This is a genomic window from Tardiphaga sp. 619_E2_N8_4, from assembly GCF_051810905.1.
Lineage (GTDB): Bacteria > Pseudomonadota > Alphaproteobacteria > Rhizobiales > Xanthobacteraceae > Tardiphaga > Tardiphaga robiniae.
This window is the reverse complement of the sequence record NZ_JBPWQJ010000001.1, coordinates 399,534-412,600: the sequence shown is the minus strand read 5'-3', so window position 1 is coordinate 412,600 and position 13,067 is coordinate 399,534. Positions and strand designations below refer to the sequence as shown.

The 13,067-nt window shown below is 58.5% G+C and carries 16 protein-coding genes; 11 read left to right on the top strand and 5 right to left on the bottom strand.

Annotated elements, in window-relative coordinates; genetic code table 11:
* Window positions 1-81: 81 nt before the first annotated feature.
* From AB8A23_RS02000 to AB8A23_RS01985, 4 genes are read left to right on the top strand one after another with little or no spacing between them, the layout of a single operon-like run.
* Window positions 82-942, top strand: coding sequence for a fumarylacetoacetate hydrolase family protein (locus AB8A23_RS02000; RefSeq protein ID WP_231078255.1), 861 nt, complete (start codon window positions 82-84; stop codon window positions 940-942).
* Window positions 939-1,748, top strand: a complete 810-nt coding sequence (gene hpaH, locus AB8A23_RS01995) for a 2-oxo-hept-4-ene-1,7-dioate hydratase (RefSeq protein ID WP_374725708.1) — start codon at window positions 939-941, stop codon at window positions 1,746-1,748. Before AB8A23_RS02000 ends, hpaH begins: the two co-directional genes overlap by 4 nt.
* Window positions 1,749-1,770: 22 nt before the next feature.
* On the top strand, window positions 1,771-2,163 hold the full coding sequence (locus AB8A23_RS01990) for a RidA family protein (protein ID WP_068732845.1): 393 nt from the start codon (window positions 1,771-1,773) through the stop codon (window positions 2,161-2,163).
* 11 nt (window positions 2,164-2,174) lie between these two features.
* Window positions 2,175-3,047, top strand: a complete 873-nt coding sequence (locus AB8A23_RS01985) for an amidohydrolase family protein (RefSeq protein ID WP_092139932.1) — start codon at window positions 2,175-2,177, stop codon at window positions 3,045-3,047.
* A gap of 152 nt (window positions 3,048-3,199) precedes the next feature.
* Here the strand turns inward: AB8A23_RS01985 and AB8A23_RS01980 are convergent, their stop codons facing one another.
* Together AB8A23_RS01980 and AB8A23_RS01975 are read right to left on the bottom strand one after the other, a co-directional pair.
* On the bottom strand, window positions 3,200-4,111 hold the full coding sequence (locus tag AB8A23_RS01980) for a DUF2189 domain-containing protein (RefSeq protein ID WP_320446564.1): 912 nt from the start codon (window positions 4,109-4,111) through the stop codon (window positions 3,200-3,202).
* Between the two features lie 160 nt (window positions 4,112-4,271).
* On the bottom strand, window positions 4,272-4,457 hold the full coding sequence (locus AB8A23_RS01975) for a hypothetical protein (RefSeq protein ID WP_439057040.1): 186 nt from the start codon (window positions 4,455-4,457) through the stop codon (window positions 4,272-4,274).
* Between the two features lie 255 nt (window positions 4,458-4,712).
* Here AB8A23_RS01975 and coxB point away from each other — a divergent pair, with 255 nt between their 5' ends.
* The 7 genes from coxB (at window position 4,713) to AB8A23_RS01940 (ending at window position 9,886) form a co-directional block, all read left to right on the top strand.
* Window positions 4,713-5,546 (top strand): cytochrome c oxidase subunit II, encoded by an 834-nt coding sequence (gene coxB, locus AB8A23_RS01970; protein ID WP_089262772.1) that lies wholly within the window; start codon window positions 4,713-4,715, stop codon window positions 5,544-5,546.
* Window positions 5,547-5,626: 80 nt separating this feature from the next.
* Window positions 5,627-7,402 (top strand): cbb3-type cytochrome c oxidase subunit I, encoded by a 1,776-nt coding sequence (locus AB8A23_RS01965; protein ID WP_439057041.1) that lies wholly within the window; start codon window positions 5,627-5,629, stop codon window positions 7,400-7,402.
* Window positions 7,399-8,103, top strand: coding sequence for a cytochrome c oxidase subunit 3 (locus AB8A23_RS01960; protein WP_439057042.1), 705 nt, complete (start codon window positions 7,399-7,401; stop codon window positions 8,101-8,103). The genes AB8A23_RS01965 and AB8A23_RS01960 overlap by 4 nt, the downstream gene beginning before the upstream one ends.
* A gap of 16 nt (window positions 8,104-8,119) precedes the next feature.
* Window positions 8,120-8,842 (top strand): heme-copper oxidase subunit III family protein, encoded by a 723-nt coding sequence (locus tag AB8A23_RS01955; protein WP_439057043.1) that lies wholly within the window; start codon window positions 8,120-8,122, stop codon window positions 8,840-8,842.
* Between the two features lie 9 nt (window positions 8,843-8,851).
* Window positions 8,852-9,217 carry a cytochrome C oxidase subunit IV family protein gene (locus AB8A23_RS01950; RefSeq protein ID WP_439057044.1) on the top strand — a complete coding sequence of 122 codons (366 nt, stop codon included), beginning with the start codon at window positions 8,852-8,854 and terminating at the stop codon, window positions 9,215-9,217.
* 36 nt (window positions 9,218-9,253) lie between these two features.
* Window positions 9,254-9,547, top strand: coding sequence for a GYD domain-containing protein (locus AB8A23_RS01945; RefSeq protein ID WP_120288269.1), 294 nt, complete (start codon window positions 9,254-9,256; stop codon window positions 9,545-9,547).
* 135 nt (window positions 9,548-9,682) lie between these two features.
* Window positions 9,683-9,886 carry a hypothetical protein gene (locus AB8A23_RS01940; RefSeq protein WP_089262760.1) on the top strand — a complete coding sequence of 68 codons (204 nt, stop codon included), beginning with the start codon at window positions 9,683-9,685 and terminating at the stop codon, window positions 9,884-9,886.
* Between the two features lie 98 nt (window positions 9,887-9,984).
* Here the strand turns inward: AB8A23_RS01940 and AB8A23_RS01935 are convergent, their stop codons facing one another.
* The 3 genes from AB8A23_RS01935 to AB8A23_RS01925 all read right to left on the bottom strand — a co-directional run bounded on the left by AB8A23_RS01935 (window position 9,985) and on the right by AB8A23_RS01925 (window position 12,898).
* Window positions 9,985-10,749 (bottom strand): slipin family protein, encoded by a 765-nt coding sequence (locus AB8A23_RS01935; protein WP_093759775.1) that lies wholly within the window; start codon window positions 10,747-10,749, stop codon window positions 9,985-9,987.
* On the bottom strand, window positions 10,746-12,149 hold the full coding sequence (locus AB8A23_RS01930; protein ID WP_439057045.1) for an NfeD family protein: 1,404 nt from the start codon (window positions 12,147-12,149) through the stop codon (window positions 10,746-10,748). Before AB8A23_RS01930 ends, AB8A23_RS01935 begins: the two co-directional genes overlap by 4 nt.
* Before the next feature lie 329 nt (window positions 12,150-12,478).
* Complete coding sequence (locus AB8A23_RS01925; protein WP_120288271.1) at window positions 12,479-12,898, bottom strand: CBS domain-containing protein; 420 nt, start codon at window positions 12,896-12,898, stop codon at window positions 12,479-12,481.
* Window positions 12,899-13,067 lie beyond the last annotated feature (169 nt).

Here is a 13,067-nt window from a genome sequence, read left to right as displayed (position 1 = left end):
ACGCAGCGGGCGCAGCTCGAGCAGCCGGTCCGGCACCGCGATCCGGCGGCAATCGATCCAGTGAATTATTCAGGAGCCTTCATGAAACTATGCAGCTATTCGACCGGCGGAAACAGCCGCTACGGCGTGGTGGCCGATGACGGCGTTATCGATCTCAGTGCATTGCTTGGATCGGAGTTTCCCGATCTGCGCAGCTTGATCGCCGGCAACGGGCTGGCGAAGGCGAAACAGGTGAGCGCCGGCCGCAAGCCCGATCATCGACTGTCGGATCTGATCTTGCTGCCGCCGATCCCGGCGCCGGAGAAGCTCTGGTGCATCGGGGTCAACTATAAGGACCGCAATGCTGAATACAAAGACAGCTCGGATTTGCCGAAATATCCGAGCCTGTTCGTCCGCAACCCGTCGTCGGTGGTCGGCTCCGATCAGCCGATCGAAAAGCCGAAGATCTCCGAGCAGCTCGACTACGAAGGCGAGCTCGTGATCGTCATCGGCAAGGAAGGTCGTCATATCGCGCGCGAGAATGCGTGGTCGCACATCTTCGGCATGACTCTCTGCAACGAAGGCTCGGTGCGGGACTGGCTGCACCACGGCAAGTTCAACGTCACCCAGGGCAAGAATTTCGATCGGTCCGGCAGCGTCGGGCCGTGGATCGTCACGGCGGACGAATGCGATCCGCAAGGGACGCACGATATCGTCACGCGGGTGAACGGGGAGGAGCGTCAGAACGACTCGACCGAGCGGCTGATGTTCACCTTCGACTATCTGATTTCCTATCTGTCGACATTCGCCACCTTGAAGCCCGGCGACATGATCGCGACCGGAACGCCGACCGGCGCCGGCGCCCGCTTCACGCCGCCGCGTTGGCTCAAGCCAGGCGATGTCGTCGAGGTTGAGTCTAGGCAGATCGGCATTCTTCGCAACGTCGTCGCAGAGGAGAAATAACGGTGCTTGATCAGACGGTCATCGATACGCTGGCGCGTCGCCTCGACGAGGCGGAGCGGACCAAGACGCTCATCACCATGTTCACCGCCGACTATCCCGATCTCACCATCGAGGATGCCTATGCGATCCAGCGGACCTGGACGGCGCTGCAGCTCGAACGCGGGCGAGTGATCAAAGGCCACAAGATCGGCCTGACCTCGAAGGCAATGCAGAACGCGGTCAGCATCTCCGAGCCGGATTACGGCGTGCTGTTCGCCGACATGTTCTATCAGGATGCCGGCAGCATCCCTTATGAACGGTTTTTCGCGCCGCGCATCGAGGTCGAACTGGCCTTCGTGCTCAAGACCGATCTGCGCGGGCCGGATTGTACGATCTTCGACGTGCTGAACGCGACAGCCTACGTCACTCCGGCGCTCGAAATCCTGGAAACGCGCATGCACCGCGTGCATCCGCAAACCAAGAAGCCCCGCACGGTGGTGGACACGATCTCCGACAACGCAGCGAATGCCGCGCTTGTGGTCGGCGGTCGTCCATTCCGTCCGCTGGATGTCGATCTGCGCTGGGTCAGCGCGCTGCTGTTCCGGAATGGCCAGATCGAGGAGACCGGCGTCGCCGCCGGCGTGCTGAACCATCCGGCAAACGGCATCGCGTGGCTCGCCAATCGCCTTGCGCCGCACGACGAATATCTCGCTGCAGGCGAGGTGGTGCTCGCCGGATCCTTCACGCGTCCGATCGAGGTCAGCCGCGGCGATACGATACATGCCGATTACGGGCCGTATGGCTCGGTGTCGTGCCAATTCGTTTGACCGTTATCCGGAGACTGCAGCCATGACATCTTCCAGGCGCCGCCGCAGCGTTCATATCGGCGAGTTTAAGCACGCAAATCCGATTCCCAATGCCTGCCGCATCAACAATCTGCTGATGTCCGGCGTCATCCTCGGCCGCGATCCCAAGACAAGCGAGATGCCGCCCGATCTAGAAAGCCAGTGCGCCAACATGTTCGCGCATATGAAGGCGATCGTGGAAGCCGGGGGCGGCAGCACCGATGACATCATCAAGATGACGGTCTGGCTCAAGGATCGCAGCAATCGTGGGCCGGTCAATGTCGAGTGGCTCAAGATGTTTCCGGACGAACATTCGCGCCCGGCCCGTCATGCGCTCTCCATGGAGATGGAGGGCGGCGCCCTGGTGCAATGCGATTTCACTGCGGTGATCGATTAAAGGAGCGACAGATGCCCGACTATCTTCCATTTGATCCAAACCCGCGCACGCCATCCCGCAAGCCGCCGCCGAAGAGCATCGACAGTCAGTTCCATGTGCTTGGTCCCGTGGAACGCTATCCCGTCCGGCCCGGCGCGGCCTATCAGATGCCGACGGCGACTTGGGAGGCTGCGCTTCGGGTACACAAGGCGCTTGGTATCGAGCGTGGCATCATCGTGCAGACGACGACATATGGTGCCGATCATTCGGTGGTTCTGGACGGGCTGGCGGCGATGGGGCCGAACTACAAGGCCTGCGCGAATGCGCTGGTTTTCGCCGAACGCGACGATGCATATCTCGCCAAGCTGAATGACGCCGGCGTCGGCGGGGCGCGGTTCAGCTTCCGCAAGGAGCTCGGCGCCGTGCTTTCGGACAGCGACTACGAGCGCGCCATCGCACGTATTTCCGAACTCGGCTGGTACGCTAAATTCCAGCCGGAGAAGGACGGCATCGTCGCCAATCTCGACAAGATCGCGTCTCTCAAGGTACCGGTCCTCATCGATCACATGGGCCGCCCGGATCCAACCCTCGGCAAGAACGATCCGAATTTGCGTGCGGTTCTCGATCTGCTGTCTAAGGGCAATTTCTGGGTGATGCTTTCGCTCGGCGAAAAGACGTCCAAAAAAGGCCCGCCGTGGGACGACGTCGTTCCTATCGCGCAAGCCTATCTCGAAGCCGCGCCCGATCGCTGCGTCTGGGCAAGCGACTGGCCGCACCCCGTATCGGTCGTCCAGCCGCCGAACGACGCCGACCTGCTTGAATTGCTCTATCGCTACGCGCCGGACGATGCCTTGCTGGAAAAGATACTGGTCACAAATCCGGCAAAGCTGTTTGGGTTCTCTTAATAGATAGTGGGCGGACACCCTGCCGGGAGCGGAGTCCGCTTCCGGCGGATATCCGAGATCGCCCCTCATCCGAGCTGGGTTTCATCCGCGCGGGCGCGGGTGGTTCGACTGATTGTGAAGCCTGAACGCGCGTCCCGGTCGTTTGTTTCGATCTACGGCTTATCACGGCCCCACGGGAAGAGAGAGACCGGAAAATCGGCCGCATAGCGCCGCCCTTTCGGCGGACGGGGAGGGTCCTGCCGAGGATTCGGGTCTGGTTCCAGCACCTTGCGATAAAGATGCCAGGTGGCATGACCGAGTAGCGGCAGAACAACGGCGAGACCTACGAATAACGGCAGCGAACCGACCACCAGCAGCGCGGCAACAATCAGACCCCATGCGGCCATCGTCACAGGATTTTTCATCACGACCCGCAGCGAGGTCTGAACTGCGTCTGTCACGCTCGCATGTCGGTCGAGCATCAGCGGAAACGCCACGACGCTAACGCACAGGGCCATGATAGCGAACAATAGTCCGACGCCGCAGCCCTGGACGATCAGTTGGTGCCCCTCTGTGGTTGTGAAGATGCGCGATGCGAAATCAGGAATGCTGGCCGCAGGGGCATTGCCGAACTTGGAAACGTAAATCGCATTCGCAGTGGTCACCCAGACCACGAACAGAATGAGCAGGAGCGTGCCGAGGCCAAGCATGGCTCCAAAGGACGGCGAGCGCAGCACGCCGAGTGCATGCCACGCCGACGCCTCTTCGCCGCGTTCGCGGCGGCGGCTGAGTTCATAGAGACCGAGGGCTGCAAAAGGACCGATCAACGCAAAGCCCGCGGCTAGCGGGAAAAGCAGTGGTAACACCGAATAGCCCAAGGTCATTCTGGCCAGCACAAGCCCGAGAACAGGATAGATGACGCACAGAATAATGGCGTGACTCGGAACCGCCTTGAAGTCCTCCCAGCCCAGCCGCAACGCATCATGCAGATCGGACAACCCGATCTTGCGAATGACGGGCGCGGCAACGCTATCGGAAGCGCCAGGTGCTGTCTGCGAGATCTTGTCAGAATACGGAGTAGCCATGGTCACGATCTCCCATGCGTTCGCACCGGCGAGATCGGGTCATTTTCAAATGACGAGCATTCGCCTTCGTGCGCAGAAATCGCGACTGGTTCTGGAAGACGGCCAAGTTCAACGAAGAGAGCTTTGCCGAGCAAAACCTGTCGCAACCTGTGCAGCAAGTTTAGCGCAATCCGGAAAGAATAGCACGCACTGTTCGGTGAATTCTTCCTTTGTAAGGTTTACGTTTCACCGCCTGGCTGATGGCAATTGACGCATCACTTTGTCTGTCGTGCGGATGCACGGCGTCGTGCATTGCAGTGCGATATAGGAATCCGTTGTGCGTGCCATTGCTCAGCGGTTCGATCATGGTGCTATCGTCTGTCGCGAGGAATAAGCCGGTCTATTGACAATCAAGCCTGCCGGGGAACATCCTGTAGTGGCAAGTGCCCGTAGTTCGATGACACCAGCGATCGCAACTTTTCGAATTCGATGTTGCGACCGGTTAGAGGGCAAGGCGGCCAGCATTGTGATGGCGAGTTCGAAATCAGCCATCGATGCAGACGTGAACTGCGCCCTTTTCTAAGTCTTGTCCGCAGCCTCTAGAGGCAAGGATGAACAAGGGATGGCTGTAGCATTCATACTGCTTTTGGTCGCAGTCGCTTCGGTGCTGTTTCACCTCCTTAGCCCATGGTGGTGGACGCCGATCGCATCGAACTGGAGTTACATCGACGACACGATCACCATGACGTTCTGGATCACCGGAGCGGTCTTCTTCGCGATCGTCGCATTCATCGCCTATTGCATCTTCCGTTTTCATCACAAGGAAGGAAGACAAGCGGCCTATGAGCCCGAAAACAAGAGGCTCGAATGGTGGCTCACCATAGGGACCGCGATCGGTGTCGGAGCGATGTTGGCGCCCGGTTTGGTTGTCTGGCATCAGTTTGTGACGGTGCCGTCCGATGCAACAGAGATCGAGGTCATGGGCCAGCAATGGCGCTGGAGCTACCGGCTGCCAGGAAAAGACGGTCGGCTCGGGACGGTCGATGCCCGCAACGTCAGTGCCGAGAATCCACTGGGCTTGAATCCGAACGATCCCAATGGTCAGGACGACGTCGTGGTTGAGAACGACGATTTGCATCTCCCGATCGGGAAGCCGGTCAAGGTGTTGCTCCGTTCAATCGACGTTCTGCACGATTTCTACGTGCCTGAGTTCCGGGCGAAGATGGATATGGTGCCGGGCTCGGTCACATACTTCTGGTTCACTCCCACGCGCACAGGAACATTCGAGGTTCTTTGCGCGGAATTGTGCGGCATCGCGCATGCGCAAATGCGGAGCAACGTCATCGTCCAGGAAGAGAGCGAATATCATGCATGGCTGGAGAAGCAGCAGACATTCGCAGCGTTATCCGGCCACCGACCCATCACGAAGGCGACTTACAAGACCCGCGGCAAATAGCAGGACCGGCGCGGCGGCGTTGCACGTTGTAACACTTACGATGAGCGACGATCAGAGGATAAATCCGGGAGGACATTTTAATGGTTGATGTCCCGTCTGACGTACTCGCAGGAATTCCGCCGGCCGAAGTGGGTGAGGTCGATCTCTATCACCCGCGAAGCTGGTGGACGCGATATGTCTTCTCGCAAGATGCCAAGATCATTGCGGTCCAGTATGCGATGACAGCAATGGCCATCGGTATGGTCGCGCTGGTGCTGTCGTGGCTGATGCGGCTGCAGCTCGGATTTCCCGGAACGTTTTCGTTTATCGATCCGAGCCAGTATCTTCAGTTCATCACCATGCATGGCATGATCATGGTGATCTACCTTCTCACGGCGCTGTTTCTCGGAGGCTTCGGGAATTATCTCATCCCGTTGATGGTCGGTGCTCGCGACATGGTGTTCCCCTATGCGAACATGCTGAGCTACTGGATCTATCTGCTTGCCGTGCTGGTGCTGGTTGCGACCTTCTTTGTACCGGGTGGGCCGACCGGCGCTGGCTGGACGCTGTATCCGCCGCAGGCCATTCTTTCCGGAAGCCCCGGACAGGAAGCAGGCATCATCATGATGCTGGTGTCGCTGATCCTGTTCATTATCGGCTTCACCATGGGCGGCTTGAATTACGTCGTGACGGTGCTGCAGGGTCGCACGCGCGGAATGACGCTGATGCGGCTGCCTTTGACGGTGTGGGGCATTTTTACAGCGACCGTGATGGCCTTGCTCGCATTTCCAGCCTTGTTCGTCGCCTCGGTGATGATGCTGTTCGATCGGCTTCTTGGCACCAGCTTCTTCATGCCAACGCTCGTGGAGATGGGTCAGCTCGGAAAGTACGGCGGTGGCAGTCCGCTGTTGTTCCAGCACCTGTTCTGGTTTTTCGGCCACCCCGAAGTCTATATCGTTGCGTTACCTGCTTTTGGCATTGTCTCTGACCTCATCAGCACTCATGCGCGAAAGAATATTTTCGGTTATCGCATGATGGTGTGGGCGATTGTCGGAATCGGAGCGATGAGCTTCGTGGTGTGGGCGCACCACATGTATGTCAGTGGCATGAATCCGAAGTTCGGATTTTTCTTCGCAACAACGACCCTCATCATCGCGATCCCCACGGCGATCAAGGTTTACAACTGGATCCTGACCCTGTGGCGTGGCGACATTCACCTCACCGTTCCGATGCTGTTCGCGCTCGCATTCATTATCACGTTCGTCAATGGTGGCCTGACTGGCCTGTTCCTCGGCAACGTCGTCGTCGACGTTCCGTTGTCCGATACCATGTTCGTGGTCGCCCATTTTCACATGGTCATGGGTGTTGCGCCGATCATGGTCGTGTTTGGCGCGATCTATCACTGGTATCCGAAAGTGACGGGACGGATGCTGAACGAGACGCTGGGACGTTTCCATTTCTGGGTCACATTCCTTGGAGCATATGCGATCTTCTTTCCCATGCATTATCTCGGGCTGCTGGGTGTGCCGCGCCGCTATCACGACATCGGCGGGACGGCATTCGTCCCGGCGTCTGCTCACGACCTGAATGCATTCATGAGTATCGCTGCGCTCATCGTCGGCTTTGCCCAGCTCGTATTTGTGTTCAACATGATCCGGAGCCTGTCCAAGGGCGAGGACGCCGGCGGCAACCCGTGGAACGCGACCACGCTCGAGTGGCAGACGCCGCAGACGCCGCCGGCACATGGCAACTGGGGCAAGGAACTCCCGGTCGTCTATCGCTGGGCTTATGATTATAGCGTGCCCGGCGCAGTACGGGATTTCATCCCCCAGAATGAACCGCCGGCCAGCTCGACGCCGAAGGGAGCGCATCCATGACGGCCATCGTCCTGTTCATGGCTGGAATAGCGGCCATTGCGGGATGGTGGCTCTCGCAGCAACGGCTTGCGGCCAAGCCTTGGCTGGAGGAGGGGGCGGTCGGCGATTTTCCCGGCGGAAGTTCGATGTCGTTGCCGGCGGCGAAAATAGGTTTGGGTGTGTTTCTCGCGGTCGTCGGGTCGTTATTTGCGCTCTTCGTCAGCGCTTACTCCATGCGCATGCAACTGATCGACTGGCGGTCGCTGCCCGTGCCCGGGTTGCTGTGGTTCAACACCGGTGTTCTGATCGTGAGCAGTGGCGCACTGCAATGGGCGCAGGTTTCCGCACATCGCGACGACAGCGAAAATGTGCTGACCGGCCTGCTTGCAAGCGGCGTTTCCGCCGTTGTTTTCCTGATAGGTCAGTTGCTGGTGTGGCAGCAGCTCAACACCGGGGGCTACTTTCTGGCGGCCAATCCTGCCAACGCCTTCTTCTATCTGATCACCGCAGTCCATGGACTGCACTTGCTCGGCGGTCTCGTCGCTCTGGGCAGAACCATCGTCAAGGCATGGCGTGGTGTTGAAATCCCACGCCTGCGTTTGAGTGTGGAACTGTGCACGATGTATTGGCATTTCTTGCTTTTGGTTTGGTTGATCCTGCTTGCTCTGCTGACAGGCTGGGCGGATGACTTCGTCACCATCTGCCGCCAGTTGCTGACATAGGGAAGGCATCGATGCGATGACAGAGACTGTGCTGACAAACATCGAAAAGCGCCGAATGACGACCGCAGGCTGGCAAGGTATTGTCGCCGACTGGTCCTCGGATCAACGGGCATTCAAGAATGTATCCTGGGGAAAGGCCATGATGTGGATCTTTCTCCTCAGCGATACCTTTATCTTCGGTTGCTTCCTGCTGTCGTACATGACGGCGCGCATGTCCACGACGGTGCCCTGGCCAAACCCGAGTGAAGTCTTCGCTCTGACGATTGCAGGACAACACATCCCGCTCATTCTGATTGCCATCATGACCTTCGTGCTGATCAGCAGCAGCGGGACCATGGCTATGGCCGTCAATTTCGGCTACCGCCACGATCGCCGCAAAACGGCGATGCTGATGCTGGTGACCGCCGCGTTCGGTGCGACATTTGTCGGAATGCAGGCTTTCGAATGGACCAAGCTGATCATGGAGGGGGTGAGGCCCTGGGAAAATCCGTGGGGGGCAGAGCAATTCGGCTCATGCTTTTTCATGATTACAGGATTCCACGGCACGCACGTAACGATTGGCGTGATTTTCCTGATCATCATTGCGCGAAAGGTTTGGCGCGGAGATTTCGAGACTGAACGTCGGGGATTTTTTACAAGTAGGAAGGGGAACTACGAGATCGTCGAAATCACTGGCCTGTATTGGCATTTCGTCGATTTGGTATGGGTGTTTATCTTTGCCTTTTTCTATCTTTGGTGAGGGAAAAACATGGCTGAAGTCACGCTACATGCAACACCTCATGCAACTCCCGCAGCACATGCCGAGGGACACCAGCATCCGATCAAGCTTTATCTCGTGGTCTGGGGATGGTTGTTTGTTCTGAGTACATGCTCTTACCTCGTCGACTACTTTAACCTGCAGGGATATCTGAGGTGGTCTTTCATCGTGGTGTTCATGATGTTGAAGGCAGGCTTGATTGTTGCGGTCTTCATGCACATGGCGTGGGAGCGTCTGGCTTTGGCCTATGCCATCCTGCTCCCGCCGTTGGTGTTGTTGGTTTTTGTCGGGATCATGGTGTTTGAATCGGACTACACGTTGTTGAGTCGGATCATTTTCTTCAAGACTGGGGCGTGAAGATGAACGGGGGTCTCGTGCGCAAGGAGGACTTCCATGACTACATATATCATGCTTGCAAACTGGACTGATCAAGGTATCCAACACGTCAAGGACTCGCCGCGTCGTCTCGATTTGGCGAAGAAAGCTCTTAAGGATATGGACGGAGAGTTCAAATCGTTCTTTCTGACCATGGGCGACTATGACATCGTCGCGGTTTACGAAGCGCCGGACGATGCCGTCGCCGCGCGATTCAATTTGCAGTTGGGCATGCTGGGAAACATTCGAACGCACACATTGAAAGCGTTTCCCGAAACAGCTTACCGGGAGATCATCAAGTCGCTGGGCTGATTGCGGACCGGAAGCGCGTCCGCGAGGTGCCACGCGCCGGCCAAATGTCATGTCGACAGGAAAGAAGGCCGAGATGGCGCCCGCTGGCGGAAAGTAGGCGGGCGAGACAATTAGTGAAGACGAGGTGGTGCGCAGATGCAATTTACCGTTGGATTCAAGCTGAAGGGCAAGGCGGGTCATGTCGTCGTAGACGCCGAGGACGCGCTTGTCGCCGCTCTGAAAGTCAAGGCGGAGCTCCCGGAAGCGATGACGATGTATGTGCGCCCGCAAAACCGGCGCGGCGACGCACGACACCCGTCACATGTGCCTGTCGACGAGCGCGCCGAGGATACTCATTGATGGTAAATTGGGGTGATGAGCAAGCCAGCGCAAGCCATGGTTCGTTCGGCCCATGGCAGACTCAAGCTGAAGCTGGCGCAGAAGCACAAGAAATAAACTCACGGTACTCCGCCCGGCCGCGGCGTCATATGGCTGAGCAGATCCATCGGCAGCGGAAAGACCACAGTCGATGACCGCTCGCCTGCAATGTCGTGCAACGCCGCAAAATAGCGCAGCTGCATCGCCTGCGGCTCCTGAGCAAGGATCCGGCCGGCCTCGACGAGCTTCTCAGCGGCTTGCTGCTCGCCTATCGCATTGATCACTTTCGCCCGCCGCAGCCGCTCCGCTTCGGCCTGCTTGGCGATGGCACGCACCATGTTCTCATTGAGGTCGATATCCTTGATCTCAATGTTGGTGACCTTGATACCCCACGCGTCAGTTTGCTGATCGAGGATCTCCTGAATGTCGGCGTTGAGTTTGTCGCGCTCTGCGAGCATTTCATCCAGCTCATGCTTGCCGAGCACCGAGCGCAGCGTGGTCTGTGCCAACTGGCTGGTCGCGGCCATGAAATTCCCGACCTTGATGATCGCACGTTCCGGGTCGACGATGCGGAAATAGAGAACGGCGTTCACCTTGACGGAAACGTTATCGCGGGAAATGACGTCCTGCGGCGGCACATCCTGCACCATCACCCTGAGATCGGCTTTCACCATCTGCTGAACGAACGGAATCAGGATAATAAGGCCCGGACCTTTCACGCCGGTGAAGCGTCCGAGCGTGAAGACGATGCCGCGCTCGTATTCCCGGAGGATGCGAATGGCGGAGGAGAGAAAGGCGATCACGATGATCGCGAGCAGCGAGTAGGCTATGTAATCGAGCATCATCGCACACCTCCTTCGCCGGCGCTGAGTGCCGGCCGGCGACGCACCATCAGCGTCAGATCCGTGATGCTGGCGATCTCGACCGTCTCTCCGGGCTTGAATGTTTCCATGCCGCGGGCTCGCCAGCGCTCACCCTGCGTGAAGACGTGACCTTCGATGTCATTCCAGTCGAGAACTTCGGCGGGCAGGCCGCGCATGGCCTGTGCGCCGATTCGTGCCGGAGCTTTGCGGGCGCGCCGGATCGAGCCGAGCACAATGAGCAGCAGTCCGATGAACATTGCCGTCACGATGCTGACGAGCGTCCATGACAGCCGGTATCCGGGCGCGTCGATCCTGAACAACATCAACCCACCAAGGACCAGGGCAATGGCTCCGCCGAGGCCAAGAACCACGGTCGGGTTGAAGGCCTCGATAATCAGAAGCACGATCCCCAACATCATCAGCCCAAGGCCGGCATAGTTGATCGGCAGCAGGTTGAAGGCATAGAGGCCCAGCAGCAGACAGATCGTACCGACCACGCCGGGCGCGACGGCGCCAGGAGACATGAATTCAAAAATCAGACCGTAGATGCCAACCAGCAGAAGAATGAAGGCGACGTTGGGGTTGGTGATCACAGACAGAAATTGCGCGATCCATCCGGAGTCGATCGTCTCGATCGTCGCATCCTTTGTCGCCAGATGCCGTCTGTCGCCACCGGGAGGCTCCACGACGCGACCATCGACCTGCCTGAGCAGTTCGACCGAGTCGCGCGCAATGAGATCGATGACATTCGCTTGCAACGCAGCACTGGCGGAAAGACTGGCTGCCTCGCGGACAGCCTTCTCGGCCCAATCGGCGTTACGTCCTCGCAACTCGGCCAGGCTGCGGATAAAGGCGACGGCGTCGTTCGTCGCCTTCGCCATCGTCGCGTCCTTCGGCTCCGTTTGCTGGGCACTGTCTTTCTTGTCCTTGCCGTCTTTATCAGGGGTGATGCCCGGCAGGCCCGGCACCGGACTGCCGATTTGCACGGGCGTTGCCGCGCCGAGGTTGGTGCCCGGCGCCATTGCGGCGATATGCGTTGCATAGAGAATATAGGTGCCGGCGCTGGCAGCATGGGCTCCCGACGGGGCGACATAACCTATGACAGGAACGGGCGATGCCAGCACGTCGGCGATGGTCTCGCGCATGCTGGTGACGAGACCGCCCGGCGTATTCAGACGCAGAATAACAGCTTCGGCACGCCGTTCGCTTGCCTTGGCGAGAGCGTCTTTCACGTAGCTGGCGGTTGCCGGTCCGATCGCTCCGTCGATTGCGATCGTCAGCACAAGTTTTCCGCTCCCCTCCGCCGAGACAGACGTGGTGGGGGAGATAGCCAGAGCGACAACCGCAATTGTCGCGGCAAGAGTAGCCCGTACGGTCTGCACAGCCTGGACTCCCTTATCAAGATGATGTGGGAGGTCCTGGCAGAATCTCAATACGACCGGGATTGGCGAGCCATCGCTCGTTGTCGAAACGAATGTGAGGGCTGCGCAAGACGAGAAGAATCGCCGATATTATCAGGCAGTCTCAATGACATAAGAAGTTCGCAGTTTCGATCCACGCCCTCGCTGCGCCTGCGGACAATGGCGTGACCGCGTAGGCACGACCTTCTTCATCGCGGCTCGATGAGCAAAGTTCTTTCATCGAACTGTTCGACGATCGTGCCGACGGCCGCGCCCCTCCGCCGGATCGCAAGAGGAGCGCTGGCCGTGTTTCAGTGATGGGCCGAAACGCTCTTGACGCATTCGGACAACAAATCACCTGACGCAGAATGGCTGACGTCGCCCAGACTGACGATACCGACCATCCGTTTACTCTTGTTGATCACCGGCAGCCTGCGGACCCGCAGTTTCTCCATGTGATGTATTGCCTTTGCGAGATCGTCGTCCTCCCGGCAACAATGGATACCTTCGGTCATCACATCGCGCGCCGTCGCGCGGCCGGCATCGAAGCTGTTCCTCGCGAGCCCTTTGCAGACAATGTCGCGGTCGGTCACCATCCCGATCAGGCGGTCGTCCTCGCCAACCGGAACGCAGCCAATGTCATGCCCCCGCATCAATTTCGCGAGTTCGGTGACAGGGGTGTCGGGGCTGACCCAGTCGACACCTTTGTGCATCACCTCTTTGACTTTCATGGCGAACCTCCGTTCCTAGAGTTCAGGTGAATTGATGCAATGCAGTATGTCTCGCCTCCCTCCATGTCCTCCAACTATACAATCAATTGCGTGCGAGGTCGCAGAAGAAAACATCATTCCTGCGCGATCAGACCGGACAAACGCGGCCGCTGTGGCAATCCACCCTCCT

Excerpts from the sequence above, each read along its gene's own strand:
- AB8A23_RS01955 (WP_439057043.1), top strand. The coding sequence starts at position 8,120 with ATGACAGAGACTGTGCTGACAAACATCGAAAAGCGCCGAATGACGACC.
- AB8A23_RS01950 (WP_439057044.1), top strand. The coding sequence starts at position 8,852 with ATGGCTGAAGTCACGCTACATGCAACACCTCATGCAACTCCCGCAGCA.
- AB8A23_RS01945 (WP_120288269.1), top strand. The coding sequence starts at position 9,254 with ATGACTACATATATCATGCTTGCAAACTGGACTGATCAAGGTATCCAA.
- AB8A23_RS01980 (WP_320446564.1), bottom strand. The coding sequence starts at position 4,111 with ATGGCTACTCCGTATTCTGACAAGATCTCGCAGACAGCACCTGGCGCT.
- AB8A23_RS01975 (WP_439057040.1), bottom strand. The coding sequence starts at position 4,457 with ATGATCGAACCGCTGAGCAATGGCACGCACAACGGATTCCTATATCGC.
- AB8A23_RS01940 (WP_089262760.1), top strand. The coding sequence starts at position 9,683 with ATGCAATTTACCGTTGGATTCAAGCTGAAGGGCAAGGCGGGTCATGTC.
- AB8A23_RS01935 (WP_093759775.1), bottom strand. The coding sequence starts at position 10,749 with ATGATGCTCGATTACATAGCCTACTCGCTGCTCGCGATCATCGTGATC.
- coxB (WP_089262772.1), top strand. The coding sequence starts at position 4,713 with ATGGCTGTAGCATTCATACTGCTTTTGGTCGCAGTCGCTTCGGTGCTG.
- AB8A23_RS01925 (WP_120288271.1), bottom strand. The coding sequence starts at position 12,898 with ATGAAAGTCAAAGAGGTGATGCACAAAGGTGTCGACTGGGTCAGCCCC.
- AB8A23_RS01965 (WP_439057041.1), top strand. The coding sequence starts at position 5,627 with ATGGTTGATGTCCCGTCTGACGTACTCGCAGGAATTCCGCCGGCCGAA.
- AB8A23_RS01960 (WP_439057042.1), top strand. The coding sequence starts at position 7,399 with ATGACGGCCATCGTCCTGTTCATGGCTGGAATAGCGGCCATTGCGGGA.
- AB8A23_RS01990 (WP_068732845.1), top strand. The coding sequence starts at position 1,771 with ATGACATCTTCCAGGCGCCGCCGCAGCGTTCATATCGGCGAGTTTAAG.
- AB8A23_RS02000 (WP_231078255.1), top strand. The coding sequence starts at position 82 with ATGAAACTATGCAGCTATTCGACCGGCGGAAACAGCCGCTACGGCGTG.
- AB8A23_RS01985 (WP_092139932.1), top strand. The coding sequence starts at position 2,175 with ATGCCCGACTATCTTCCATTTGATCCAAACCCGCGCACGCCATCCCGC.